The sequence below is a fragment of the Cupriavidus sp. 2TAF22 genome, assembly GCF_052115045.1.
In the GTDB taxonomy this organism is placed as follows: domain Bacteria; phylum Pseudomonadota; class Gammaproteobacteria; order Burkholderiales; family Burkholderiaceae; genus Cupriavidus.
This window is the reverse complement of record NZ_JBFRFX010000001.1, coordinates 63,495-88,453: the sequence shown is the minus strand read 5'-3', so window position 1 is coordinate 88,453 and position 24,959 is coordinate 63,495. Positions and strand designations below refer to the sequence as shown.

The 24,959-nt window shown below is 70.4% G+C and carries 18 protein-coding genes; 3 read left to right on the top strand and 15 right to left on the bottom strand.

Annotated features, from left to right (window positions below):
- Window positions 1-66 precede the first annotated feature (66 nt).
- On the top strand, window positions 67-2,037 hold the full coding sequence (locus tag AB4Z48_RS00355) for a diguanylate cyclase domain-containing protein (protein WP_441611832.1): 1,971 nt from the start codon (window positions 67-69) through the stop codon (window positions 2,035-2,037).
- 25 nt (window positions 2,038-2,062) lie between these two features.
- On the opposite strand, the gene AB4Z48_RS00350 is transcribed toward AB4Z48_RS00355, so the two are convergent.
- From AB4Z48_RS00350 to bcsD, 8 genes are all read right to left on the bottom strand, one after another.
- Window positions 2,063-2,392 carry a hypothetical protein gene (locus tag AB4Z48_RS00350; RefSeq protein WP_441611831.1) on the bottom strand — a complete coding sequence of 110 codons (330 nt, stop codon included), beginning with the start codon at window positions 2,390-2,392 and terminating at the stop codon, window positions 2,063-2,065.
- A gap of 83 nt (window positions 2,393-2,475) precedes the next feature.
- Window positions 2,476-6,966 (bottom strand): cellulose synthase subunit BcsC-related outer membrane protein, encoded by a 4,491-nt coding sequence (locus AB4Z48_RS00345; protein WP_441611830.1) that lies wholly within the window; start codon window positions 6,964-6,966, stop codon window positions 2,476-2,478.
- On the bottom strand, window positions 6,939-8,153 hold the full coding sequence (gene bcsZ / locus AB4Z48_RS00340; RefSeq protein WP_441611829.1) for a cellulose synthase complex periplasmic endoglucanase BcsZ: 1,215 nt from the start codon (window positions 8,151-8,153) through the stop codon (window positions 6,939-6,941). Before bcsZ ends, AB4Z48_RS00345 begins: the two co-directional genes overlap by 28 nt.
- Window positions 8,150-10,489 (bottom strand): cellulose biosynthesis cyclic di-GMP-binding regulatory protein BcsB, encoded by a 2,340-nt coding sequence (gene bcsB, locus AB4Z48_RS00335; protein WP_441611828.1) that lies wholly within the window; start codon window positions 10,487-10,489, stop codon window positions 8,150-8,152. The genes bcsZ and bcsB overlap by 4 nt, the downstream gene beginning before the upstream one ends.
- A gap of 86 nt (window positions 10,490-10,575) precedes the next feature.
- The gene (gene bcsA / locus AB4Z48_RS00330) at window positions 10,576-12,738 is read right to left on the bottom strand and encodes a UDP-forming cellulose synthase catalytic subunit (RefSeq protein WP_441612259.1); all 2,163 of its coding nucleotides are present in this window, start codon (window positions 12,736-12,738) and stop codon (window positions 10,576-10,578) included.
- Between the two features lie 80 nt (window positions 12,739-12,818).
- Entirely contained in the window at window positions 12,819-13,592 is a 774-nt protein-coding gene (gene bcsQ / locus AB4Z48_RS00325) for a cellulose biosynthesis protein BcsQ (protein WP_441611827.1), read from the bottom strand.
- Entirely contained in the window at window positions 13,589-14,308 is a 720-nt protein-coding gene (bcsP, locus tag AB4Z48_RS00320) for a cellulose biosynthesis protein BcsP (protein ID WP_441611826.1), read from the bottom strand. Before bcsP ends, bcsQ begins: the two co-directional genes overlap by 4 nt.
- Window positions 14,309-14,381: 73 nt before the next feature.
- Complete coding sequence (gene bcsD / locus AB4Z48_RS00315; RefSeq protein WP_441611825.1) at window positions 14,382-14,837, bottom strand: cellulose biosynthesis protein BcsD; 456 nt, start codon at window positions 14,835-14,837, stop codon at window positions 14,382-14,384.
- Window positions 14,838-15,448: 611 nt separating this feature from the next.
- On the opposite strand from bcsD, the gene AB4Z48_RS00310 reads away from it, so the two are divergent.
- Window positions 15,449-16,855: a class II fumarate hydratase gene (locus AB4Z48_RS00310; RefSeq protein WP_441611824.1), complete on the top strand. Its 1,407-nt coding sequence runs from the start codon at window positions 15,449-15,451 to the stop codon at window positions 16,853-16,855.
- A 25-nt stretch (window positions 16,856-16,880) separates the two neighbouring features.
- Here AB4Z48_RS00310 and AB4Z48_RS00305 read toward each other — a convergent pair whose 3' ends face one another.
- Together AB4Z48_RS00305 and AB4Z48_RS00300 are read right to left on the bottom strand one after the other, a co-directional pair.
- Window positions 16,881-17,171 (bottom strand): hypothetical protein, encoded by a 291-nt coding sequence (locus tag AB4Z48_RS00305; protein WP_441611823.1) that lies wholly within the window; start codon window positions 17,169-17,171, stop codon window positions 16,881-16,883.
- A gap of 408 nt (window positions 17,172-17,579) precedes the next feature.
- Window positions 17,580-18,299 carry an SDR family oxidoreductase gene (locus AB4Z48_RS00300; protein WP_441611821.1) on the bottom strand — a complete coding sequence of 240 codons (720 nt, stop codon included), beginning with the start codon at window positions 18,297-18,299 and terminating at the stop codon, window positions 17,580-17,582.
- Between the two features lie 285 nt (window positions 18,300-18,584).
- Between AB4Z48_RS00300 and AB4Z48_RS00295 the strand changes: the two genes are divergently transcribed.
- The gene (locus AB4Z48_RS00295; protein WP_441611820.1) at window positions 18,585-19,520 is read left to right on the top strand and encodes a 2-hydroxyacid dehydrogenase; all 936 of its coding nucleotides are present in this window, start codon (window positions 18,585-18,587) and stop codon (window positions 19,518-19,520) included.
- 54 nt (window positions 19,521-19,574) lie between these two features.
- Here AB4Z48_RS00295 and AB4Z48_RS00290 read toward each other — a convergent pair whose 3' ends face one another.
- The 5 genes from AB4Z48_RS00290 to zwf all read right to left on the bottom strand — a co-directional run bounded on the left by AB4Z48_RS00290 (window position 19,575) and on the right by zwf (window position 24,860).
- Window positions 19,575-20,906: an ATP-binding protein gene (locus tag AB4Z48_RS00290; protein WP_441611819.1), complete on the bottom strand. Its 1,332-nt coding sequence runs from the start codon at window positions 20,904-20,906 to the stop codon at window positions 19,575-19,577.
- Window positions 20,906-21,613: a response regulator transcription factor gene (locus tag AB4Z48_RS00285; RefSeq protein WP_441612258.1), complete on the bottom strand. Its 708-nt coding sequence runs from the start codon at window positions 21,611-21,613 to the stop codon at window positions 20,906-20,908. The genes AB4Z48_RS00290 and AB4Z48_RS00285 overlap by 1 nt, the downstream gene beginning before the upstream one ends.
- A gap of 13 nt (window positions 21,614-21,626) precedes the next feature.
- A complete protein-coding gene (gene glk, locus AB4Z48_RS00280; RefSeq protein WP_441611818.1) occupies window positions 21,627-22,631 on the bottom strand; it encodes a glucokinase in 1,005 nt (334 codons plus the stop codon).
- A gap of 4 nt (window positions 22,632-22,635) precedes the next feature.
- Window positions 22,636-23,316 carry a 6-phosphogluconolactonase gene (pgl, locus tag AB4Z48_RS00275; RefSeq protein WP_441611817.1) on the bottom strand — a complete coding sequence of 227 codons (681 nt, stop codon included), beginning with the start codon at window positions 23,314-23,316 and terminating at the stop codon, window positions 22,636-22,638.
- A 95-nt stretch (window positions 23,317-23,411) separates the two neighbouring features.
- A complete protein-coding gene (zwf, locus tag AB4Z48_RS00270; protein WP_441612257.1) occupies window positions 23,412-24,860 on the bottom strand; it encodes a glucose-6-phosphate dehydrogenase in 1,449 nt (482 codons plus the stop codon).
- Between the last annotated feature and the right edge of the window lie 99 nt (window positions 24,861-24,959).

The following is a 24,959-nucleotide window of genomic DNA, read 5'->3' as shown; positions in this document are numbered from 1 at the left end:
GTCCCGGTAGCCATGCGGGCAGGCCGGCCAGCAGGCACGCGCCATTTCCCGACTTTGCCGGCCAGCATGCCATTCGTTTCGCTTTCCCTGAAGGCGCGCCTCGCGCTGATCAGCACGGCGCTCGCCGCCGTGCTCGGTACCGGCATCGTGCTGGCTTCGCTCTATTACGCGCACGACGACCTGCGCGCCGCGCTGCAGGACCAGCAGGACTCCATCGTCAAGCTCGCCGCCAACCAGCTCGACACCGCCATGGAAGACCGCATCACGCTGCTGTCCCACCTGGCACCGCAGCTGGTCGGCAAGCTGACGCTTCCCCGGCCCGAACTGCGCCGCTTGCTCGAGAGCCGCATCCCGGTCCCGGCCACCTTCAATGCCTTCATGGTCGCCGACGCCCAGGGCAATATGCTGACCCAGGAGGGCGTGCCGGTGAGCATTGCCGACCGGGACTACTTCCGCCAGGCCGCGCGCACGCTGGAGCCTGTGATCACGCCACCGATCCGCGCCCGCACCAATGGCGCGACCGGCGTGCTGGTGGCGGTGCCGGTCATCTCCCCGCAGGGCGAATTCCAGGGCCTGCTGGGCGGCTGGCTGGATCTGTCCAGCGCCAACTTCCTGGTCGAGATCACGCACAACCGGCTCGGCACCACAGGGTTTTACTGCCTGGTCTCGGCCGGGCGCACGCCGGTCTATGTCCGTCACCCGGATTCTTCCAGGGCGATGCAGCCGGCGCGCGCGCTGGGCGACACCTGCGGCGTGGACGACCGCAGCGGACGGGCCGAATTCCTCGCGCCCGAGCGGCCGCTGATCTCGCGCTACCTGCTGGAAAGCACCGGCTGGGAGCTGGTGGCGGTGCTGCCCGCGCGCGAGGCCTTCGCCCCGCTGCATGCCATGCAGGGGCGCTTCCTGGGGCTGGCGCTGCTGGCGCTGGCGGTGGTGGCGCTGATGATCTGGCTGACCCTGCGCCATCTGCTGGCCCCGCTCACGCGCCTGCACCAGGTGGTGCGCGAGAGCGCGCACGACCTCGCCGCCTACGAGCGGCTGCCGGCCCAGCAGCACGACGAGATCGGCGACCTGGCGCGCGCCTTCGCGCAACTCATGCGCGACGTGCGCCAGCGGCGCGAACAGCTCGACCTCAGCGAGCGCCAGCTGCGCGCGGTCACCGACACCCTGCCCGCGCTGCTGGGCTTCGTCGATACCGAGGAGCGCTACGTCTTCAACAACCTGGCCTACGAGCGGACCTTCGGCATCCCCGTCAGCGAGCTGCGCGGCATGACCGTGCGCGAGCTGATCGGCGAGGCCCGCTACGCGCGCTCGCGGCCGTTCCTGCAGAAGGCCCTGGCGGGCACCGCGGTGACCTTCGAGGTCGAGGACAGCGATCCCGAATACCGCTGCATGGAGACCAACCTGCGCCCGGAATGGAATGCCGACGGCAGCAAGGTCATCGGCGTGCACGTGCATGTGCAGGACGTGACCCAGCGCAAGCTGGAAACCATGCGGCTGTCGCGCATCTCGCGCCTGGACCACCTGACCCAGCTGCTCAACCGCAGCGCGTTCGAATCGCTGCTGCAGGCGGCCATGGCGCGCAGCCGCGAGGACGGCCGGCTGATTGCGCTGCTCTACCTGGACATGGACCGCTTCAAGGCCGTCAACGACTTCCACGGCCATATCACCGGTGACCTGCTGCTGCAGGCCTTCGGGCGGCGCCTGCAGCGCTGCGTGCGCGAGCGCGACGCGGTGGCCCGGCTGGGCGGCGACGAGTTCGCCGTGGTGCTGGAGGATATCGGCGGCGCGGCCAATGCGCGGCGCATCGCCCAGGCCATCGTGCATTCGGTCAGCCGGCGCTTTTTCATCGACGGCGTGTTTGCCGATGTGGACGTGAGCATTGGCGTGGCGCTCTACCAGGGCGCCGAGATGCCCGACCAGGAACTGATGCGCCAGGCCGACACCCTGCTTTACCGCGCCAAGGCCGCGGGCCGCGGCCGCTTCGAGATGGGCCCGCCCGAACTGCTGGAACACGACGGCGGCGCCGCGTCCTGAGCCGGCACGGCGCGGGACCGCCTGCCTACTTGCCCTCGAACGGCACGTGCTTGCCGTCGCGCGACTGGTAGCCGAGCCTGGTGTCGGCACCCATCATCTTCTCCCAGGCCACCATGGCATCCGCGACGGCGTTTGGCTCGCCCTTGAACACCAGCACATCGTTGCCGCAGTTGGGACACTGCCCGCCGAACACGGCGTCGATGCCGCGCAGGTTGGGCGCATCGATGGCGTCGAAGGTGCTGAAGGCGGTCTTGCACGCGCCGCACACCAGTTGCGCGGGCCGCATGCCCTCCAGTTTTGCGCGGGCCTGCTCCGCGCGTTCTGCCTGGCTGCCCCGGCGTTTTGCTTCACCCATGATGCCCTTCCTTTCTACAGCCGATTTGCTGCGCTATCTCTGATTAAGTTGATGGCCGGTCCCGCCCATCCCGCCCACCGCGCTCAGAACGGCAGCGGGCCCACCGCGGAATGCGGCGCCGCCGGCGGGAACGCGATCAGCCCGGTCTGGCGCTGCAGCGCATAGCGCACGTAGACGCCGGCATACCACTGGCGGTAGTCACGCGCGTTGTCGATGCCGAGCAGGCCGCCGACATACAGCTGTTGCGCCGCCTGGTACTCGACCGAGCCCACCAGATTGTAGGCCAGGCCGGTCTTGGACTGGCCGGAATAGACAGCGTTGGTCGAGTTGGTCAGGCCCTTGCTGTTGGCCGTGGCCACCGCCGCGTTGGCCGCCGACTGGGCTGCCGCATCGGTCGGGAAGTAATTGGAATCGTCTTCGCGGAAGGCCTGCATGCCCAGCGCGCCGCGCACATTGTAGGCCAGCCGGCCGGTGCGCCCCGTCAGTGACAGCGGCACCGTCACGGCGAAGTAAGTCTGCGGGCTGAAATAGCCGCCCTGCCCGAAGGTGAAATAGCGCAGGTTGTCGGCATAGCCCATCGACGTGAAGTTGACCCCGCTCATCAGGCGCTGGTCCGGGCTATCGATCACGCGCAGGTAGAAGCCGCCGCCGCCTTCCCAGCGCGTGTTGCGCTTGACGTCGTGGCCGGTCAGCAGGCCGTAGCCACCGTAGCCGTAGATGCCGAAGTAGCCATCGTCCCAGCCCAGGTCGGCGCGCGCGCTGCTGTTCATCACCCCGCCCCACTGCAAGCCTACGCGCTCGTCGCGCACGCCCGCGTAGGACAGCAGGCTGTCCGTCACCGGGCGGCGCGATGCGCCGAGCGACAGCGTGGTGCGCTGGCTCAGCGGCAGGTTCAGCCTGGCACCGGTGTTGACATCGGCGTAGCGAAATCCCAGCGGCGTGCTGCCGATATCGGCGGTGATGCGCTCGGACTCATACGCCACGCCGAGCGCCACGCCGAAGGCGTTCTGCGGCCCGGCCGAGGCGGATTGCAGCGGGGTGCCGGCCAGGTTGACGGGCGTGCCGTTCACCCCGTAGGCCAGCGGGCCGCCGCCGAAGCGCGAAGCATTGTTGAAGTCGCTGCCGACCGAGCCGCTGTCCAGCGCGACCGGCGTCACGCGCGCCACCAGCTTGCCGTTGCCGGCCGCGACCTTGGCTTCGGCCACGACCTGCATCTCGGTGAGCTGGCTCATGCCGGAATCGCCGTTGCGCCCCCGCAGCATGGGGCCGCCGGCGAGCGTGCTGGAGCGCTGCGATTCGATCTCGTTGAGCTCCTGCAGCGCAGTCTTCGGCCCGGTCGGATTGGCCTGCGAGTCGGCCTCGGCCAGCCACGGCGCGCGCGACTGCGCGCCGAATGGCTGGCGGGCAGGTGCGGGCGCACTGGCGGCCACTGGCGCAGGTGCGGACGCGTAGCCGCCGGCAGCCGCCGCGGCCTGCGGCACCGGATACTGGCCTTGATACTGGCCGGCACCCTGCGCCGCGGTTTGCGCCTGATATTGGGCAGGGTATTGGGCCGCATACTGAGCCGGATACTGGGCCGCCTGCTGCGCGCCCTGTGCCGCCGGATAAGCCGGATAGGCACCGTAGCCCTGCGCCGCGCCGCTGGCGGCGGTCGTGCTGCCCCGCGCAGCCTTGCCGCGCGTACTGGCGCTGGCGGCAGGGGCGCGCGCCGGCGCGGGCGCCTGTTGCGCGGGATAGTAAGCCTGCGGTGGCTGGATGGCCGGCGCCATCGCCGGCGCGGCGGCACCCACCGGTGCCGGGATGTAGGGCTGGCCATAGGCCTGGCCGCCGGTATTCATCATCACCGGCGCCGCCATGACCGCCTGGGACTGAGGCTGGGCCGCGGCCACCGGACCCGGCACGGCGAGATACGGCGCCTGCGAGCCGGGCAGCGGCAATTGCGAGCTGGAGCGCTGGCCCGGCAGCCCGACGAAGGGATTGGACGGCACGCGGTCGAAGCCCGCGCCGCCCGGGCGCCCCGCCGGCGGCGCGCCCGCCGCGGTCTCGGCCGCCACCGCGGCGCGGAAGTATTCCGCCGCGCGCGCGGTCTTGCCCTCGGCGCGGTAGAGCCGCCCGGCGGCAGTCAGCACCTTGGGCGACCTGGGCGCCTGGGCCAGGGCCATCTGCAGCGTGCCCTCGGCCCAGCTGTACTCCTTGGCCGCGGTGGCGGTGCCGATCGCGGCCAGCATCAGGTCGAGGTTGCGCGGGTCCTTTTCCAGCACGCTCTCGTACAGCGAGAGTGCCTTCTTGTTCTCGCCGGCCTGCGCGTACATGCGCGCCAGGCTGGCACGCACGGCGCTGTTGCCGGGGCGCTCGGACAGCGCCGGGGCCAGCATGTCGTACGCCGCCACCAGGTCGCCGCTCTCGGTGAGCGCGTCTGCCTGGCGCACGATATAAGCCACGCGCAGGTCGTCGTAGTCGCGCCGCTGCGACGCGCTCAGGTTGGCCGCGGCAAGCTGGCGCAGCACGCCGGCCAGCTCCACGTCCTGCCTGGTCTTGAGCAGGATGGCGGCGTACTGCAGCTGCATGCCGATATCCGGGCGCGGAGTGCGGCTCATCACGTTGCGCATCAGCGACAGCGCGCGCGCCTCGTCGCCGGCATCGGCGTAGGCCAGGGCCAGTGCGCCGAGCTGGTCGGCATCCTGCTGGGCGTAGCGCTCGGCCTCCTGCAGCACGGCCAGCGCCGCGGGCTGCTGGCCGGCCGCGGCCAGGCCGCTGGCGCGCTCGGCCTCGGCGTGCACCCACAGGCGGCGCTGCAGGGTGCCCATGTCGCGCGTGCGGTTCTGCGGCGGGATGCGCTCGAGCGCATCGAGCCCGCTCTGCCATTCGCCGGTCTCGGCCGACAGCAACGCGCTGGCGTAGAGCGCGTCGGGCATGTTCGGGTTGGACAGCAGCAGGCCGTCCATGATGCTGCGGGCCTGTTCCTTGAGCCCCATCGCGGCATAGGTGCGCGCCACGTCGAGCCGCACCCACGGATTGGTGGGGTCGGCCGCCATCGCGTCTTCGAGCGCGCGGCGCGCGCCCGCGGTATCGCCGCGCTGCAGGGCAGCGCGGGCCTGGCCGCGCGCCTCGTCGGCGCGCAGCTTGCCGAGCGAACCCACTTTTTCCTGCTGGGCCGGCGTGAGGTTCTGCACGATGGCGAGCGCCTCCGCGCTCTTGTTCTGCGCGGACAGCACGCCGACCAGCCCGCGCGTGGCGTCGGGATTGTCGGGCTGCTGCTTGAGCACGCGCCGGTAGGCGGCTTCGGCCTGCGCGTACTGGCCTTCCTCGGCCATCAGGTCGGCCAGGGCCACCTGCGCGGACGGCTCGCGCGCATCGAGCTTGATGGCGCGCTCGAGCAGGCGGCGCGCCTCGGCGCGGTTGCCGCCGTTGCGCGCAGCGGTAGCCTGCTCGGACAGCAGCCAGTAGGTGGCGCTGTTCTGCGCGCTGCGGTAGCGCCCGCCCGCGCCGCGCCTGGCGGCCTGGTCGAAGTAATCCACCGCCTCGGCGAACTTCTCCTGCTTGAGGCGCAGCACGCCCATGCCGCCGAGCGCATCGGCGTCTTCGGGGCGCTGCGCCAGCGCGGTCTGGAAGCGTTCGCCGGCACGCTCCAGATCGCCGGCATCCATGGCGTCGAAGCCCTGCTGCACGATCTGGCGTACCGGGCTCGCGCCGGCGCCAGCCACGCGCGTGGCCTCCTGCTGCTGTTGCTGCGGTGCCTTGACCGCATCGAGCTTGGCGCGGATGGTGGCGTCGTCAGGATGGCCGGCCAGCCAGGCCTGGTACAGCGATACATCGGCGGGCCGGCCGCCCAGCCAGGTCAGCGCGCGCCGCCAGCTTTCGGCGGCGGGGCCGGCCACGTCAGTGCCTTTCGAGAGCGCTTCGAGCTGCCGGATGCCGTCGCGGCGGGTCGCTTCGCGGTAGGTCAGGTGCTGCGCCAGCGCGAGCTGGGCGCGGTTGTCGGACGGGTTGGCGCGCGCCAGTTGTTCGAGGCCCTTGCGCGCCTCCTCCCAACCCTGCGCGGTGCCGCCCAGCGTCTGGTAGTACTCCAGCGCCAGGTTGCCCTGAGGCACGGCACCGCCCGCGGCCTGCTGGTAGCGCTTGACCGCTTCCTCGCTCTGGCCGCTGCGCGCGAGCTGGCGAGCCTGTTCCACCTGCTGCCCGGTGCCGCCGCTGCTGATGGCCTGGGTCAGGCGCGCCACCAGCGGCGAGCCGGGCTGGGCCTTCTTGAGGCGCTCCAGGTATGTGCGCGCGCTGTCGGCGCGGCCGGCTTCGGCCTCGGCCACGCCCATGCCATAGAGCGCTTCAGGCTGGTTCGGGTTGAGCCGCAGGATCTTCTGCCAGGCTTCGGCGGCGCGATCGCTGCGCCCGCGTTCCTGCCAGTACCTGCCCTGGTCCACCAGCAGCTTGACCGGATCCTCCTGCGCGGCCGCGGCGGCGGCGAACGCGGCCAGCAAGCTCAGCACGAGCGTCTTCGCGCGCAGGTTCTTCGCGCCTTGCCCCAGCGTAGAAAGGGTCGCGCGTCCGTTCACGGCCGGGCGCTTGCGGTTCTGCATGTCTTCTCCCACTCCAGCTCCAGTTGGCCCGAGGGCGCGAACCGGTAGCGGCCTTCGGCAAAGCCGAGGCCGAATAGTCCTAGTACGGTGTCGTAATACGTCGCGGCGGGTTTCCCCGCGTCGAGCATGGTTTCCGCGCGCGTGCGCTGCGCCGCCGCGGCCGGCGATCCGGCCGCCTGCAGGAAGGGCACCAGCGCGGCGGAAAAACCCAGGGGGCCATCGCCCTCGAGCGCGCCGCTGTCGGCGTGCATGCGCTCGGGCGGCGCGGCGCGGCCCACCATGCGCTGCGCCTGCGGCGCCAGCGCCTTCATCAGCACGCGGCCGGCGGCATCGCCACGCGGCGTCATGCCTGCCCACAGGTAGACACGGATGGCGTCATAGCTGCTCACATCCCCCTTGAGCGGATCGGTGAGCAAGCCGTAGCCGGACGGGTCCGCGCGGTACGCCGACCAGTCCGGCACGATGCCCTGCCTGGCCACCCCTTCGACCAGCTTGCCGGTCTGCGCCGCCAGCGTGCCCCACGGGCCGGACGGGTCGGCGCCCGCCAGCCGGCGCAGCAGCGGCACCGGCAGGTAGCTGGCGTTCAGGCGCCACTGGCGCGGCCCGTCGTCCTTGCCTTCGGCGAAGCCCTGCGGGCCCGGCAGCAGCATGGCGCCGAAGCCGGGCAGCGACACCACTTCCTGCTTTGCCACGAGCTTGAGCAGCGCGCGCGCCTGCTCGGCGTAGCGCGGCTGGCGCCACAGGCGCGCGGCCTCCAGCAGCGCGAAGGCGAACCACAGGTCCGCATCCGCCGCGGGATTGGCGTCGATCACGCCCCACGAGCCGTCGGCGCGGCGGCCCCACTGCCACGCGGGCAGCTTGTCCTGCAGGTTGCCCGCGCCGAGGTTGGCGATGCTCCATTGCCAGAGGCGGTCGAAGGTGGCGCGGTCGTTGGCGACCAGCGCGAACACCATCCCGTAGGACTGGCCTTCGGAAGTGCTGTGCTGCTCGCGCGTGGACGGGTCGAGCACGCGGCCATCGCCTTGCACGAAGCGCGCCAGGAATTGCTGGTACAGCGGCCAAGGACAAGCGGCGGGCACGGCGGCGGCGGCCAGCACGGGCCAGCCGCCCAGCGCCGCCAGCGCGCCGCAGGCACCGAGTCCCGGCAGGGCCGCCAGCCAGCGCCGGCGCGGGCGATTCACCTTCACGCCTGGTCTCCCCGCTTGCGCCGGCTGGCACGCGCGCGCAGCGACAGGAACAGCAGGGCCGCCAGCAGCAGCGCGGCGCCGCCGATCATCAGCACCATGGCCAGCGGCCGCTGCGACAGCCACCACTGCACATAGGTCCACGGCGGCAGCTTGCCCACGTAGTAGTTCTGCTGGGCGGCCAGGCTATCGACTTCCTTGCCGCGTACCAGCGCCAGGCTGCCCTGCACATGGGTGACCTGGTCCGGATCGAGCAGCACTTCGGTCAGGGCCTGCAGGCCCTGCGGCGCATTGCTGGCCAGCGCCACCACGCTGCGCCCGCTCGCCAGCGGCGACTCGAACGCGCTCAGCGCGCCGTCGGTGCTGGCGCTGCTGATGGACAGGCGCGTCTCGAGCGGGCGGTTGCGCGTGCCGTCGGCGCCGTTCCACCACCCCATCACCGTGGAGACGACGTCGGTCAGCGCAAAGCGCTTCTCGTTGCCCGCCAGCGAGACCGGCATGCGCTCGGCCCATTGGGTGAACAAGGGCTGGTTCTGCGTGGTGCCGATCACCAGCAGGTCGCGCGCGGCCTGCTTGTCCACCTGCGCCGCGGCGGCCACGGCCACCCCGGTGGCGGGGTAGCCGGTGGATTCGCCCATGCGGCCCATCAGCGTCAGGTAGGCCGTGTAGTCTTCGGCACCGGGCTTGTCCGGCAGGATCACCGCGGTTTCCGAGAGATCGGCCAGGCGCGTGAACGGGAAGCCGCTGTTGCCGAACACGGCGAGGTCCGGCAGCGCGATGAAGTGCGACAGGCCGGTGACGTCGATGGTCGAGTCAGGATCGATGGCGCCCTTGACGTTGTCCAGCATCACGTCCTTGCAGGCGCCCTGCTTGAGGTAGTCGTAGTAGAAGTGGAACTGCAGCTGCGACTGCGCCGGCAGCATGAACAGCGGCAGCTCGATGCGCTCGCTCACGGGCACCGAGCCGTCCGGCAGGACCTTGGCCAGCAACTGGCCGGCACGGCCGTCCTGGTTCTTGACCGCGCGCAGCGCATAGGCGCGCAGGAACTGCCGGTTGACGTTGATGTTGAGGGTGGATTTATCCACCACGGGGCGCGGCGTGTAGCGGTACTTGAGATCGATCGGGATGCCCTTGCTGCGCCAGCCGAACAGGTCCGGCGGCAGGCGGAAGTTCACCCGCACGAGATCCGGGTTGTAGCCCGAGACATTGAGGTCGCGTACTTCGGCCAGTTCGCCGAAGCGCACCGGACGGTCGCTGCGAATCCAGTTGGGCGCATCGTACGGCACGCGCGGCGCCACGTCGTCGAGCTTGTTGATGGTGGCGCTCTGGCCGGACAACGCGCGCGCGCCCAGCGTGAGCGCGCGCGCGGCGGTCTTGAGCTCGGCGCTGTCGCGGCCCATCACCAGCAGCAGCTTGGCATTGGCATCGCCGGGATTGGGCACCACGGCGATCGACGGGCCGTTGATGGCGGGCACGGGCACGCCGGCGGGCTTTTCCTCGCTGGTGACGAACACCACGGCGTTGCCGCTGGCCGGCACCTGGTTGAGCGTGGCGGCGAACGACGCGCCGCGATAGCCGGCCAGCGCGCCGAACCACGACGACACCGTGCCCGCGGCCTCCAGCGTGGCGGCCGACGGTGCCCCCGCGAACACGAACGGCAGCTTGAGCCGGCCCACGTCGCGGCGGTCGAAGAACGGCAGCGGCAGCAGGGCCAGGTCGTTGGCCAGCGCCACCGGCGTCAGCGTGAGCTCGAGGACGCTGCTGTTGCCCACGGTGGCCCACAGGCTGGAGTGGAAGGGGTCTTCGCAGTCGGTGGTGTAGTGGCCGATCAGCTGCAGGTTGAGGCGGTTGAACTCGGTGATCAGGCGCGGCTCGATGGCCAGGTCGCGCTCCAGGCTGGTGCCCGCGGTTTCCTTGGGCACCGGGACGGTCGCGGCCACTTCGCCGTTGACCATCACGTTGATGTGCGACAGCGCCGGGATCAGCGCCGGCGAATACGTGTAGCGCAGCTTGAGCCGCGCCGCGGTGACCACCTCGTCGGCGCGGATCGAGAAAGGCACGCCGTTGATCGCGTCCACGCCGCGCAGCTGGAAGGGCGCATCGGCGCCGAGCTGCTTGAGCGTGATCTGCACCGTGCGGCTGCCGCTGCGCGGTGCGGCGGCGGCCGGCGCTGCGGCGCCGGGCGCCTGCGCCGCAACCGAGCTGCGGCTGGTGTCCGGCATGGCGGCGCGCTGCGCGCCGGCCGGGTGCGTCGCCAGCATGGCGAAGGCAAACAGGGCGCCCATGCGAGTCAGCGCGGGCAAGCGTACGGGCAGGCGTGGTGTCTTGTTCAAACGCATTCTCTTCTTGTGCCGGTGGTCCGTTGCGTGTTCTGGCCGGCGCCCGCGACAGACGGCGGGCGTGGCGCGTGGCGGCTCAGGCCGTGTCAATGGGTGGAAGCGCCGGGCTCGGGCCGGCGCAGGAGCCGGCGCATCTCGCGGCCCAGGTGGAACATCACGTTGTGGAAGCCGAGCAGGCCGATGCGCAGGATCTGGCCGGCAGCCAGGCCCGGCGCGTCCGGGCGCTTGCGGCCCCAGGAATCGATCCACGCGTCGGCGCGCGCGAAGGTGCACTGCACGAAGGCCATCTCCTCGCGCGGGCTCATCTCGCTGAGCACCAGGCCGGTGTGCGATTCACCCTGGAACACCACCTTGGCCGGGAACATGTGCTCGTCGTCCTGCAGGTACAGCGAGATCTGCACCGGCTCGCCCACGGTGGCCTTCATGCCCGGCGGCAGGCGCATGCCGATGCCGCCTTCGGCGAAATCGATGGTTTCGCACACCACGGCGCGCCCGTCGGCGAAATGCAGCGTGGCCGGCAGCTTCATCGCCACGCGATGCGCCACGCGGATCTGCCGCGTCTCGCTGGCCACCGCGATGGAGGCGCCGAGGATGATGAGGTTGTAGAACGTCCAGATCAGGTTGAGCACCACCGTGGTGGCCTCGAACTGGTTCCACAGGAACAGTCGCAGGAAACCCACCACCACGCCGAGCAGGTTGAACAGCAGCAGCACCAGGTAGGGTCGCGAGATCACCCAGTCGAAGTAGGCTTCCTCGATCACGCCGCCCTTGGGCGTGACGTTGAACTTGCCGGCGGCGGGATTGACGAAGGCCACCAGCACGGGGCGCATGATGTACCACGCCAGCACCGATTCGTAGACCTCGTTCCAGAACGAATGCCGGAACTTGCCCCGGACGCGCGAGTTGGTCATGTTCGCGTGCAGCAGGTGGGGCAGCGCGAAGATGGCGATGGTCAGCGCGGAGGCCTGGATCACGTGCGCGCCGAACAGCAGGTAGGCCAGCGGCGCGGTCAGGAACACCAGCCGTGGCAGCCCGTAGAAGAAGTGCAGCATGGCGTTGAGGTAGCACAGCCGCTGCGGGATCGACAGGCCCGGGCCGAACAGCGGGTTGTCCACCCGGCAGATCTGCGCCATGCCGCGCGCCCAGCGGATGCGCTGGCCGACGTGGCCGGACAGGCTCTCCGTGGCCAGCCCCGCCGCCTGCGGGATGGCCAGGTAGGCGGTGCCGTAGCCCTTGCGGTGCAGCTTGAGCGCGGTGTGCGCGTCCTCGGTCACGGTCTCCACCGCGATGCCGCCGACTTCCAGCAGCGGCGCGCGGCGGATGATGGCGCACGAGCCGCAGAAGAAGGTGGCATCCCACAGGTCGTTGCCGTCCTGCACCAGGCCGTAGAACAGCTCGCCCTCGTTGGGCACTTCCTGGAAGGTGCGCAGGTTCTTCTCGAACGGGTCGGGCGAGAAGAAATAGTGCGGCGTCTGCAGCATGGCCAGCTTGCGGTCCTTGAGGAACCAGCCCATGCAGATCTGCAGGAAGGAGCGGGTGGGAATGTGGTCGCAGTCGAAGATCGCCACGTACTCGCCGTGGGTGTTCTTGAGCGCCTCGTTGATATTGCCGGCCTTGGCGTGGCGGTTGTGGTTGCGGGTCACGTGGGTGACGCCGACCTTGTCGCAGAAGGCGCGGAATTCCTCGCGCCGGCCGTCGTCCAGCACATAGACGTTGATCTTGTCGCGCGGCCAGTCCAGCGACATGGCGGCGAACACGGTCGGCTTGACCACCGACAGTGGCTCGTTATACGTGGGGATGAAGATATCGACGGTGGGCCAGCTCGCGCTGTCCGCGGGCATCGGCACCGGGCGGCGCTGCAGCGGCCAGGCGGTCTGGAAGTAGCCCAGCATCAGCACGATGAAGGCATACAGCTCGGCCGCCACCAGGCCGATGCCGAAGACGGCGTCGACCCAGCCGCCCAGGCCCACGGTCTCGGTCAGGCGCCAGTACATATAGCGGCTGGACGCCGCGATCGACAACACCACCATCATCAGCGTGGCGAGGTGGCCCTTGACGCGGTTGAGCCACACGGCGAGCGCGAAGCACACCGCGGCAAAGCCGACCTGCTGCCAGAAATCGAGCGGTACCGTGATCACCAGCGCGAACATGAACAACGCGAGCACGAGCGCCAGCGCACGCACCGGGGCGCTGTTCCACAGCGGCATCTCCACGAAGGCGTTGCCGAAGCGCTGCAGCGCGGCCGACAGCGCGTTGGGATTGCCGTCGGGCTTGGTCGGGGCCTTGCCGGGGCCGCCTGCGGCGGCGGTCCGGGCTGGTCGGGCTGGCTTCACGCGGCTTCTCCGTATGCGGCCAGGGCCTGGCGCAGCCACGCCGCGCAGCGCTGCAGGTCGTGCGTGGCCTGGCTGTGGGGGTTGTATTCGAGCACGCTGCGGTCATAGGCGAGTGCCTCGGCCACCGCCTGGTCCTGGTGGATCACGCCCAGCACGCGCTCGCCCAGCTGGGCGCGCAGCACCTGCACCACGTCCTTGCCGAGCTGGCGGCTGACGTCGACCTGGTTGATCACCAGCACATGGCCCAGGTAGTCGGGCCGGCCTTCGCAATAGGTGCGGATCAGGTCTTCCATCAGCGGCATGGTGGCGTAGGAGGCGGCGTCCGGCAGCGACACCATCACGCATAGCTGCGCGCACGACAAGGCCTGCCGCATGTAGGGCGACGGCCCCGGCGGCGTATCGATCACCACCACGTCGTCGCGGCCCAGGCCGAGCGCGCCGAGCTGCGTGCGCAGCCAGCCCGGGTGGGTGGCGAGATGGGCCTCGAACGCCGAGCGGTCCGCTTCGTTGAGCGAGCCGAACGGCACTACCAGGGCGCGCGAGCGCCCGCGGTACATGCTCTGCTGCCAGGCTTCGCCGGCCAGCGTGGCGCGCGCGTGCCCGGCGACATCGTGCGGCGGCATGCCGAAATGCAGGCGCAGGGCATTCTGCGGATCGAGGTCGACGGCAAGTACGTTCTCGCCGGCCATGGCCAGCGCTTCGGCAAGGTTGGCCGACAGCGTGGTCTTGCCCACGCCGCCTTTGGCCGAGACAACAGCAATGATTTTCACGAGCGCTTCAGCCGGTCAAGGAATGAGCGGCGCGCGGGTGCGCGCTCGCTGGCGGGGGCCGGCTCCTGGCGGCCCTCGAGCCGCGCGAATACCCGGGACAGTTCCGTGTCCGCGGCAGGCGCGGGCTGGGCTGGCTGCGCCGCCTGGGCGGGCTGTGGCGGCCGGACCGGCTGGGCAGCGGGTGCCCAGAACGGAGCCGGTGACGCCTGTCCGGCATGTGCGGCATGTGCTACATGCGACGCTTGTGCCGCCTCGACGGGCTGCGCGGGTGCGGGCGTTGCCGCCACCGGCGGCGCGTCGGCCGACCACAGCGGCGCCATGCCTTGCGGCGTGCGGAAGCGCGGCTCCATCGCCGCGCCGGGCACCACCGGCGCAGCGGCTTCGGCAGGCGCCGGCGTCACGGGTGCCGCCGGCGCATAGGACTGCGGGCCGGGCGGACTGGCGGGGACCTGGGCGCGTGCCGGTTCGGCGGCGGGCGCGGCCGGCAGCGGGCTGCGCCATAACGGTGCAGCGGACGCGGGGGCGCCCTCCTGTGCCTGCGCGCCGGCCGGCTGGACCGGCGGCACCGCTGCGGCGCGGTCAACGCGCACGGCCGACAGCAGCGGCCAGCGCTCGCGGGCCTGCGTGGCGGCGTCTTCGCGCACGATCTCTTTATAGGTTTCCGTCTTGCCGCCAAAACGCTGGAACAGCTTGGACAAATCGTCTGACTGGCTCATGGTGATTGCTCACGGAAAGGGGTTGCTGGCGCTCGCGGACCGCTCCTGTCTTGCTGGCGCGCGCTGCGTCGCCTCAGCGGCCAAACCGGAATTCCACGCACCCGGTCGCATCCATCGGCGTGCTCTGGCTGACCTTCAGGGTCTCGGAAGACCCGAGCATGCGGAACCAGTGTTGATACGCACCCTCCAGGAACGCCGGCGACCAGCCATCGGCCGACTCGCCCAGCGCCGCCTTCAGCGGGGCGCAGTAATGCCGGATCAGCAGTGCGCCGCCGGCATCCTCGATGCTGGTCCAGCCCCAGTCCACGTCCAGCCAGATCTGGGCGATGGCCCGCTCGAGCTCCGCCAGCGTGGCGCAGGTGCCGGGATCGAAACGCTGGGCAAAACGCACGCCGACGCGCCACATCACCGCACGCAGGCTGGCGAGGTCCATGACCTCCCCCAGTTCTTCGGCGAGCGCCGACAATACGTCGCGCCACTGCGACGAACAGTGGCGCTCGCTGAGATATTGCAGAATTGCCTGATTCACCCCGGGTGTCCTGTTTGAAAATCGTATGCCGATATTTTTTATTGTGGGGCTTATTTTCTGTCGAACCCGGTGCGGTCGGCAAATGCTTTGCGCGCAACAATACCTCGCCGGCAGGCCATGTTTCATCCCCGCAACAATCTGACATTGTTGCCCTTGCGCGCTAAGGCGGGAGAGGCACTTCGGCCTGGCCGGCACCCGTGAAGCCACACGCGGTGCCCGTTTAGCGAGCCTGACAGTTTCCGCGCGGTGTGGGAAGCCTCCCCCTGCGGAAGCGGGGAAAGCGTGGCCGGGCGCACCCCGCAGCCGCCGGCCGGCCGCGCCGCAATATGGCAATGATTTTCCCGTGCCGCCACGCCGCTTGGCGCTGGTGTGGATTGCAATTGCCCGCATGCAGTGACGCTGCATATAAACCGGGCATGTAATTTTTTCCATCCGGCTGAATATGGCCGGTAAAAATAATTAAGGCCGGCCAGGCCGGCATCGCCTGCGCACCGGGCCGCGCCGCTCGCGCCGGGAGCCTATTCTAAAGGCCTGCGGCCGCCTTGCGGGTTGCCATGCCAGCGTCCCCGCCCATCCCTTGCAGCACCCCATCCACCGGCCAGGAGAATGCGATGACCGAGCGCAAGCAAGCCGCCACCCGGATCGAGAAGGACAGCCTTGGCGACGTGCCGGTGCCGGCCGGGCACCTGTGGGGCGCGCAGACCGAGCGTGCGCGCCAGAACTTCCGCATCGGCACCGAGAAGATGCCGCCGGGGCTGATCGAAGCCTTCGCCATCCTCAAGCTGTGCGCGGCGCGCGCCAACCGCGTGCTGGGCGTGCTCAAGCCCGAACTGGGCGACGCCATCGAGCAGGCCGCGCAGGAAATCATCGCCGGCAAGTGGCCGGAAGAATTCCCGCTCTCGGTCTGGCAGACCGGCTCGGGCACGCAGACCAATATGAACCTGAACGAGGTCATCGCCAACCGCGCGATTCAGCAGCTGGGGGGCGAGCCGGGCTCGAAGAAGCCCGTGCATCCCAATGACCACGTCAACGCCAGCCAGTCGTCCAACGACAGCTTCCCCACGGCGATGCACATCGCCGCCACGCGCGCGATCCGGCTGGAACTGCTCCCGGCGCTGGAGACCCTGCAGCAGACCTTCGGGCGCAAGGTGGCTGCCTTTGCCGACATCGTGAAGGTGGGCCGCACGCATTTGCAGGATGCCGTGCCGCTCACGCTCGGCCAGGAATTCTCCGGCTACGAAGCCCAGGTGGCCGATGCCCAGTCGCGCCTGCAGCAGGCCATGCTGCGTGCCATGCCGGTGCCCCAGGGCGGCACCGCGGTGGGCACGGGGCTGAACGCACCGCACGGCTTTGCCGCCGCCTTCGCGCGCGCGCTGGCCGACTACACCGGCCTGCCCTTCGAGCCCGCACCCAACCGCTATGCGCTGCAGGCCTCGCACGATGCGCTGGCCGATCTCTCGGGCGCGCTGAACACCACCGCTTCGTCCTTCCTCAAGATCGCGCGCGACTTCATGCTGCTGGGTTCCGGCCCGCGCGCCGGCTTTGCCGAGCTGGCGCTGCCGGCCAACGAACCCGGCTCCTCGATCATGCCGGGCAAGGTCAATCCCACCCAGGCCGAAGCGCTGGCCATGGTGTGCTGCCGGGTGATCGGCAACCACACCACCATCACCCTGGCCAACGCACTGGGCACGCTCGAACTGAATGCCTACAAGCCCGTGATCATCTACAGCCTGCTGCAATCGGTGACGCTGCTGGCCGGCGCGGCGGCAAGCTTTGCCGAGCACATGGTGGAAGGCGTGGAGGCGGACCGCGAACGGATTGCCGACCTGCTGGCTCGCTCGCTGATGCCGGTCACAGCGCTCAACCCGCATATCGGCTACGACCGCGCGGCCGAGATCGCCAGGCTGGCGGTCAGGAAGAACCTGTCGCTGCGCGAGGCAGCGCTGGCTTCCGGCCATGTCACCGCAGCCCAGTTCGACGAGTGGATCGACCTGAAGGGAATGACGAAGGAGATCTGAGGCCGGGCGCGGCACAGGCGCGGGACTAGCCCCGCTCCTGCCCCAGCTCGCACAGCGCGCAGCCCGCCACGGCCGCTCCGCAGACGAAAACCAGCGACACCAGGATCTCGAGGGCGTCGATAAAGCCGACGCTGCCCGGTGCCGCCGCCAGGATCAGGGACCAGCAGACCCAGGCGATCCAGCCCAGCGCCGCCACGGCGCTGCACACGGCCAGCGCCGTGCAGGCGCGGTGCACCGGGCGCCGCCATGCGAGCGGTGCCCGGCCGGGTTTGCGATGGGTCCGGGTTTCATGCTTGGGCGAGACGGTGTGCATCATGTCTCCCATCCGGATTGCTTGCTGCCAGGGCCGCGGGCGACGCCAGGGTCGCCAGGCTCATCTTCGACCGGGCCGCAAAGAAAAAACCCCGCGCGACGGGTGGCACGCGGGGCTGTCAGGGCACATTGGCTGTTACGCCACGGTACTGCCTGGGAGGAAGTATGGTGCGGCGAAAGCGTGCCCGCTATCGGTGAATGTCTGACAAACGAGCCGGCCAGCCGCCGGTCCCGGCAACCAGAGCGTACCCGTTTCTGCGGAGCAATCCTGCCCGGTGGCAGCGCCGGCGGCCGTGCCGCTTTCTGGTCGCCTTGCGGCGCTCGCCGGACGGTTTCGCGTCCGGATGCGGGGCGCTCTGCAGCGCTCCCGGCCCCGCGCTTGCGCCAAAGCGTACCCGTTTCTGCGTGGGTCTCAGCCGATGGCCCCGCCGCCGTCGACCAGCACCGTCGAGCCGGTAGCGTAACCCGTGCCGGCCAGGTAGATGATGGCGTTGGCCACGTCTTCCGGCCGGCCGACGCGTTGCGCCGGCAGGCGCTCGCCTGCGCTCTTGTACATCGCCTCGCGCGCGGCCGCATCGAGCTTGTCCCACAGCGGCGTGGCGATCAGCCCCGGCGACACGGTATTGACCCGCACCGGCGACAGCTCCACTGCCAGCCCGCGGCCCAGCGATTCCAGCGCGGCGTTGATGGCGCCCTGCAGTACCGAGGACTTGCTTGGCCGCACCGACAGGAAGCCGGACACCAGCGTCAGCGAGCCGCCCGGCCTCACGGGCACCAGCCGCGCCACGCGGTAGGCACCCCAGAACTTGCTGTTCATGGCGGCATAGGCGTCGCCCAGCGGCAACTGGCGCACCCCGCCGGTGGGCGTCTGCGCGGCCGAGATCACCACGTGGTCCCAGGCCTCGGCGCCACGCATGAACTGCTCGACGCTGGCATCGTCGGTGATGTCGATCACGGCACCCGATACCCTGCCGGCGCCGATCCCGCGCGCGGCCGCATCGACCTTTTCCTTCGAGCGCGACGCGATGGTCACACGCGCGCCGTGGGCGGCGAAGGCGCTGGCTGCGGCCAGGCCGATGCCGGAACTGCCGCCAACCACCAGCACCCTGGCGTCTTTGAATTCGGGAAACATGGCAATGGCTCCTTGAAAGCACGGTATTGGGGGAAACGAGCCGACTCGCGTACGGCCCAATGCATGCCAGGCAGTATGGCCACTGGCGGGCGTTCGATCATCCACCCTGCATTGGAAGCAATCTTGGCGGGAATTTGATAATAGGCGGCATGGCAACGAAGGCGAGCCTGCCGCCAGCAGGCCCGCGACAGCGCCGCTACAATGCTGCAGTGCACCCCGGCGCCGCCCGGGAGGCCTCTCACGCATCGCACCAACAGCCCAAGACCCGTTCCCATCCGTTCCCTCATGAAGCCCCTCCTGCTGGTTCTCAGCCACCTCAGCGCCAAACACCTCGACTGGATCGCCGAACAATACGAAGTGCGCTACGCACCCGACGACGCCACGCGCGCCGTGCAGATCCAGGAGGCGGGGGCGCGCGTGCGCGCCGTGCTGACCATCGGCTCGGTGGGGCTGACCACGGCGGAAATCGACGCCATGCCGGCGCTGGAGCTGGTGTGCGCGCTGGGCGCGGGCTACGAGAACATCGCCGTGGCGCACGCACGCGCGCGCGGCATCACCGTGGCCAACGGCGCCGGCACCAACGACAGTTGCGTGGCGGACCATGCGATGGCGCTGCTGCTGGCCACCGTGCGAGCGATCCCGGCGCTGGACCAGGCCACGCGCGCCGGCCGGTGGCGCACCGCGCTGCCGTTGCGACCCAATGTGTCGGGCAAGCGCCTTGGCATCCTCGGCCTGGGCACCATCGGCCGGCGCATCGCGCAGCGCGGCCTGGGCTTCGACCTGGAAGTGGGCTACCACAACCGTTCGCCGCGCGATGACGTGCCTTACCGCTATTTCGGTGATGTCGGCGCGCTGGCGCAATGGGCCGACTACCTCGTGATCGCCACGCCCGGCGGCGGGCAAACCCGCCACCTGGTCGATGCCGGGGTGCTGGCCCGGCTCGGGCCGCAAGGCTTCGTGGTCAATATCGCGCGCGGCAGCGTGCTCGACACTGCCGCGCTGGCCGCCGCGCTGCGCGCCGGCGAGCTGGGCGGGGCCGGGCTGGATGTCTACGAGACCGAACCCGAGCCGCCCACCGAACTGTTCGACTGCCCGAACGTAGTCCTGACCCCACACGTGGCCGGCTGGTCGCCGGAAGCCATCGACGCGTCGGTTCGGCAGTTCGTGGAGAACAGCCGCCGCCACTTCGCCGGCGAGGCGGTGCTCACGCCGGTAGCCTGAAGCCTGCGGCCTGCGGCCGGAAGCCGGAAGCCTGAAGCGCGGTGCCGCCGTGCCTCAGGCAGCGGGAAAGGCGACGCGCACGCGCAGGCCCGGCGCCGCGTCTTCCAGCGCCACGCGCGCACCGTGCGACTGCGCGATCTCGGCCACGATGGCCAGGCCCAGCCCGCTGCCGCCGGTGGGCGCCTCCGGCACGCGGTAGAAACGGTCGAACACGCGCGCGCGTTCGTCGGCCGCAATACCCGGCCCGTCGTCGCGCACCACCAGTTCCGCGGCGCCGCTGCCGTCGGCCGCGACCTGCACGTCCACCCGGCCTCCTGCCGGCACGTAGCGCAGCGCGTTGTCCACCAGGTTGGTCAGCAAGATGCGCAGCGCGTCCGGGTCGCCACGCACGAGGAGCGGCTGCGCGCCGCCACTGGCGTCGAGGCCGAGGTCGATCCGGCGATCGAGCGCGGCCTGCGTCATCTCGGCCACCACGCTCTGCGCCAGCGCGCGCAGGTCGACCGGCTCATGCGGCGGCGTCGCGGCGCCCGGCTCCTGCCGCGCCAGCGTCAGCAGCTGCGCCACCAGGTGCGTAAGCCGCTCCAGCCCCTGGCGCAGTTTGCCCACGGCCTCGCGGCGCGCCTCGGCGGTGTCGGCGCGCTCTACCAGCTGCGCCTGCAGTTGCAGCGCCGCGAGCGGCGTGCGCAGCGCATGCGCCGCGTCCGCCACGAAGGCGCGCTGGGTGTCGAGCGCATGGGACAGGCGCGCCAGCAGCTGGTTGAGCGCTTCGGTGAGCGGCGCGATCTCGTCGGGCATGCGGCTCACGGCCAGCGGCGAGAGCGCATTGGCGTCGCGCTGGCGCACCCCGGCGGCGATCTCGCGCAATGGCCGCAGGCCGCGCCCCACCGCCACCCACACCAGCCAGCCGAGCAGCGGCAGCAACAGCAGCAGCGGCGTCACCGTACGCAGCGCCATGCGCGCGGCCACGTCGCTGCGCGCCGACATGGGCTGAGCGATCTGCACCACGGCTGGCCCGAGCTGCACGCTGTAGATGCGCCACTCGCCTTCGTCCGTCCTGACATTGGAGAAGCCCAGCTCGGCGCGCTGCGGCAGCTCCGGATGCGCATGCGAGAGATAGAGGCTGCGGCCCGAGCCGTCCCAGATGTGGATCACCACGTCCTCGTCGGCATGGAACAGGCTGCCGCCCGGCTCGGGCTGCGCGAACGAGGGCATCACCGGATCGGCGAACTGGCTGGGCAATGCCGCCGCTACCTGCTTCATCTGGTAGTCGAACAGCGCATTAGCCTCCTGGCGCGCCTGGCCATAGATCAGCGCGGTGGCGACGGCGATGCCCAGCACCAGGCCGAGCGCCAGCCACCACAGCAGGGTCTTCTGGATCGAGCGCATCAGGCCGCGCCCCCGGGCGCGCCGGCCTCGGGCTTGGGCACCACGTAGCCCACGCCGCGGATATTGCGGATCAGCGCCGCGCCGAACTTCTTGCGCAGCGCGTGGATGTAGACCTCCACGGTGTTGCTGCCCACTTCGTCCCCCCAGCCATACAGGCGCTCCTCGAGCTGCGCCACCGACCACACCTTGCCGGGCCGCGCCAGCAGCGCGGACAGCAGGCCGAACTCGCGCGCCGACAGCTTGACCCGCTCGCCGGCGAGCGTGACTTCGCGCGTCACCGGATTGATGACGATGTCGCCATGGCGCAGCAGCGGCTCGGCCCGCCCCTGCGCGCGGCGTGCCAGCGCGTGCATGCGCGCGGCCAGCTCCTGCAGGTCGAAGGGCTTGACGAGGTAGTCATCGGCACCGGCGTTGAGGCCGGCCACGCGGTCGGCCACGGCGTCGCGCGCGGTCAGGATCAGCACCGGCGTGGCCACGCCGCGCGCGCGCAGCGCGGCCAGCACCTCCAGCCCGGAGCGCCGCGGCAGGCCAAGGTCAAGCAGGATCAGCGCATAGCAGTCCTCGCTGTCCGGGCCGCCCTGCCGGGTGGCCGCGGCCAGGCCCGCCTCGCCGTCCTGCACCCAGTCCACCGCAAAGCCTTCCTGGCGCAGCGCCACTCTCACGCTGTCGCCGATCATGGCATCGTCTTCCACCAGCAATACGCGCATGGTCAGGTCCGCATCAGGCTGGATCGGCGCGCTTGCCGTGCCGGCCGTGCGCCAGCGCATCGGCCAGCGCCTGCGCCAGGCCCGGCAGCGAGGGGAATTGGGCGGTGATCACGTATACCGGCAGGCTTTCCAGATAGGCGCCCATGCGGCCCTTGGCGACAAAGCGCGCACCGAAGGCCGACTCGCGCAGCACCGGCACGAAGCGCGGCACGATGCCGCCGCCGATGTATACGCCGCCGCGCGCGCCCAGCACCAGTGCGATGTCGGCCGCCACCGAGCCCAGCAAGCCGCAGAACACGCCAAGCGCGCGCCGGCAGACGGGGTCGGCCTGGCCGATCGCACCCTCCGTGACCTCGGCCGGATCGAGCGGGCGTGCCAGGGGCGTACCCATTTCTGCGTGCAGCGCGGCGTGTGTCAGGGACAGGCCCCTGCCCGACAAAAGGCGCTCCGCGGACACGCGGCCAAAGGCGGCGTGGGCCGCGCGCCAGGCGATCCATTCGTCGTCGGTGTCGGGCATCAGTTCGATATGGCCGCCCTCCCCGGCCAGCGCCACCGCGGGGCCGGCGCTTGCCGGCACCAGGGCCGAGACGCCGAGCCCCGTGCCGGGGCCGACCAGCGCCAGCGGCGCATGGAGCGTCGGGCTGCCGTCGCGCACCTGCGCCAGGTCGTGCGGGCCGAGGTGCGGCAGGCCGAGCGCCAGCGCGGTGAAATCGTTGATGGCGACGAGCAGGTCCAGGCCAAGCGCGCGCTGCATCTCCGAGATCGAGAAGGCCCAGGCATGGTTGGTCAGCTTGACCCGGTCGCCGGTCACCGGGTTGGCCAGGCCGACGGCGGCGTAGCGCGGGCGCCCGCTGCCGGCCGGCAGGCCTTCCAGGTAATGCCGCATGGCCGCTTCCAGCGAGTTGAAATCGGCCACCTTGAGTGCAGTCACCGGACCGATGCGCTGCGGCGCGGTCTCCAGCGCGAAGCGCACATTGGTGCCGCCGACATCGCCGAGCAGGCGCGGGTAGTTTTGCATGGTCTCAGGCAGAAAAAACGTCGGTGCCGTGCCGGTGCCGGCTCATCACCAGGCTGACCGGCAGTGCCGGGGTCGGGGCCTGGCAGGCACGCGCGAACACGGCCGCCTTGGCCGGTCCCGCGATCGAAAGGAAGACGCGCCCGGCCGCCAGCAGTGCCGCCAGGTTGAGCGTGATGCGCGCATGGGGCGCCTCGCGCGGATGGGTGACCAGGTAGCCGGGATGCGTGTCCGACAGGGCATGCTCCAGCTCGGGAGCCTCCGGGAACAGCGATGCGGTGTGGCCGTCCTCGCCCATGCCCAGCACCACCACGTCGGGCTGGTGCCAGGCCGCATTGAGGCGCGCCACCGCGCTGGCGGGATCGGCCGCTTCCGCGTCATTGGCCACCAGCGGCACGAAGGCGGCCTTGGCGGCGGCCTCGCGCAGCAGGTGGCGGCGCACCAGCACGCCATTGCTGTCCGCATGGTCCGGCGGCACCGCGCGTTCGTCGACCAGCGTGATGGTGACCGCCTCCCAGCGGATGGTGCGGTAGCGCAGCCGCTCGAAGAATGCCACCGGCGAGCGGCCTCCCGAGACGGCCAGCACGGCCCACCCGTTGACGCCGATGGCCAGTTCCAGCGCATGGGCCACCGAGATTGCCAGCGCTTCGGCCAGGTCCATCTCGGAGGTATGTTCGAAGCGTCGCATGCCGGTCTCCCGTGGTTTGGTTTGTCCGCTGCCTATGGCCTATGGCCTGTGGCCTATGGCCTATGGCCTGTGGCGCGTTGCGCATGGCGCCCGGCTCATACCTCTTCGTGCCAGAGCGAGCCGTCCCGCGACATCAGCGCCGACGATGCGGCCGGCCCCCAGGTACCCGCGGTATACGGCTTGGGCGGCACCGTGCTCTGCTGCCAGGTATCGAGGATGGGCTCGACCCAGCGCCAGGCCTGCGCCTGCTCGTCGCGCCGCACGAACAGGCCCAGCCGGCCGCGGATGACATCGAGCAGCAGGCGTTCGTAGGCGCCGGCACGGCGCACCTTGAAGGAGTTGGCGAAATCCAGGTCGAGCGAGGTGGGCGTGAGCGCCACGGTATCGCCGGGCTGCTTGACCAGGAAGTACAGGCGGATGCTCTCCTCGGGCTGCAGCCGGATCACCAGCCGGTTCTGCGGCGACAGCGTGAGCGGGCGCGGGAAGATCGCATGCGGCACATCGCGGAAGTGGATCACGATCTCCGCCACGCGCGACTGCATGCGCTTGCCGGTGCGCAGGTAGAACGGCACGCCGGCCCAGCGCCAGTTGGCGATCTCCGCCTTGATGGCGACGAAGGTCTCGGTGCGGCTGTCCGGCGCGATGCCTTTTTCATCCAGGTAGCCCGGCACCGGCTTGCCGCCCGCGGCGCCAGCGCGGTACTGGCCACGCACGGTCTTCTCGGACACGTCCTGCGGCAGGATGGGCCTGAGCGCCTTGAGGATCTTGATCTTCTCGTCGCGGATGCTGTCCTCGGACAGGCTGGTGGGCGGCTCCATGGCCACCATGCACAGCAGCTGCAGCAGGTGGTTCTGCACCATGTCGCGCAAGGCGCCGGTGTTGTCGTAGAAATCGCCGCGCGTCTCCACGCCAAGCTCCTCGGCGATGGTGATCTGCACGTCCTGCACCCATTCGCGGCGCCACAGCGGCTCGAACAGCGCGTTACCGAAGCGGATCGCCATCAGGTTCTGCACCGACTCCTTGCCGAGGTAGTGGTCGATCCGGTAGATCTGGTCTTCGGCGAAATACTGCGCCACCGCCGAGTTGATGGCGTCGGACGATTGCAGGTCATGCCCCAGCGGCTTCTCCAGCACGATGCGGACATTGGGGTGGTTGAGCCCCGTTCGCGCCAGTTGCTCGCAGATCGGCACGAAGATATGGGGACCGGTGGCCAGGTAGCAGACCACCACCTCGGGGGCGCGCTGCAGGACCATGCGCGCCAGCGCGTCGAAGTGTGCCGGCTCGCGCGCGTCGGCCTGCACGTAGGTGATGCGGGCCAGGAAGGCGTTCCAGGCTTCCGGCGGCGCGTGCTCGAGCCCCGGGCGCACGCTCTGCTCCAGCGAGCCGATGTAGTCCGCGGTGGTCAGCGGGTGGCTGCCCGTGGCGAGGATCCGGGCAGCGGGATGCAGCAGCCCCGCGCGGTGCGCATCGAACAGCGCGGGCAGCAGCTTGCGCCGCGCCAGGTCCCCGGTGCCGCCGAACAGCACCATGTCGAAATCGGGCATGCTCACCCTGTACTCCTTGTCGTGGCCAGCGTGGATGCGTCACCTTGGTCAGTGACACGATGCATCGCATCAGTTCCGGCAAGTTTAAGTGAGTCGCCG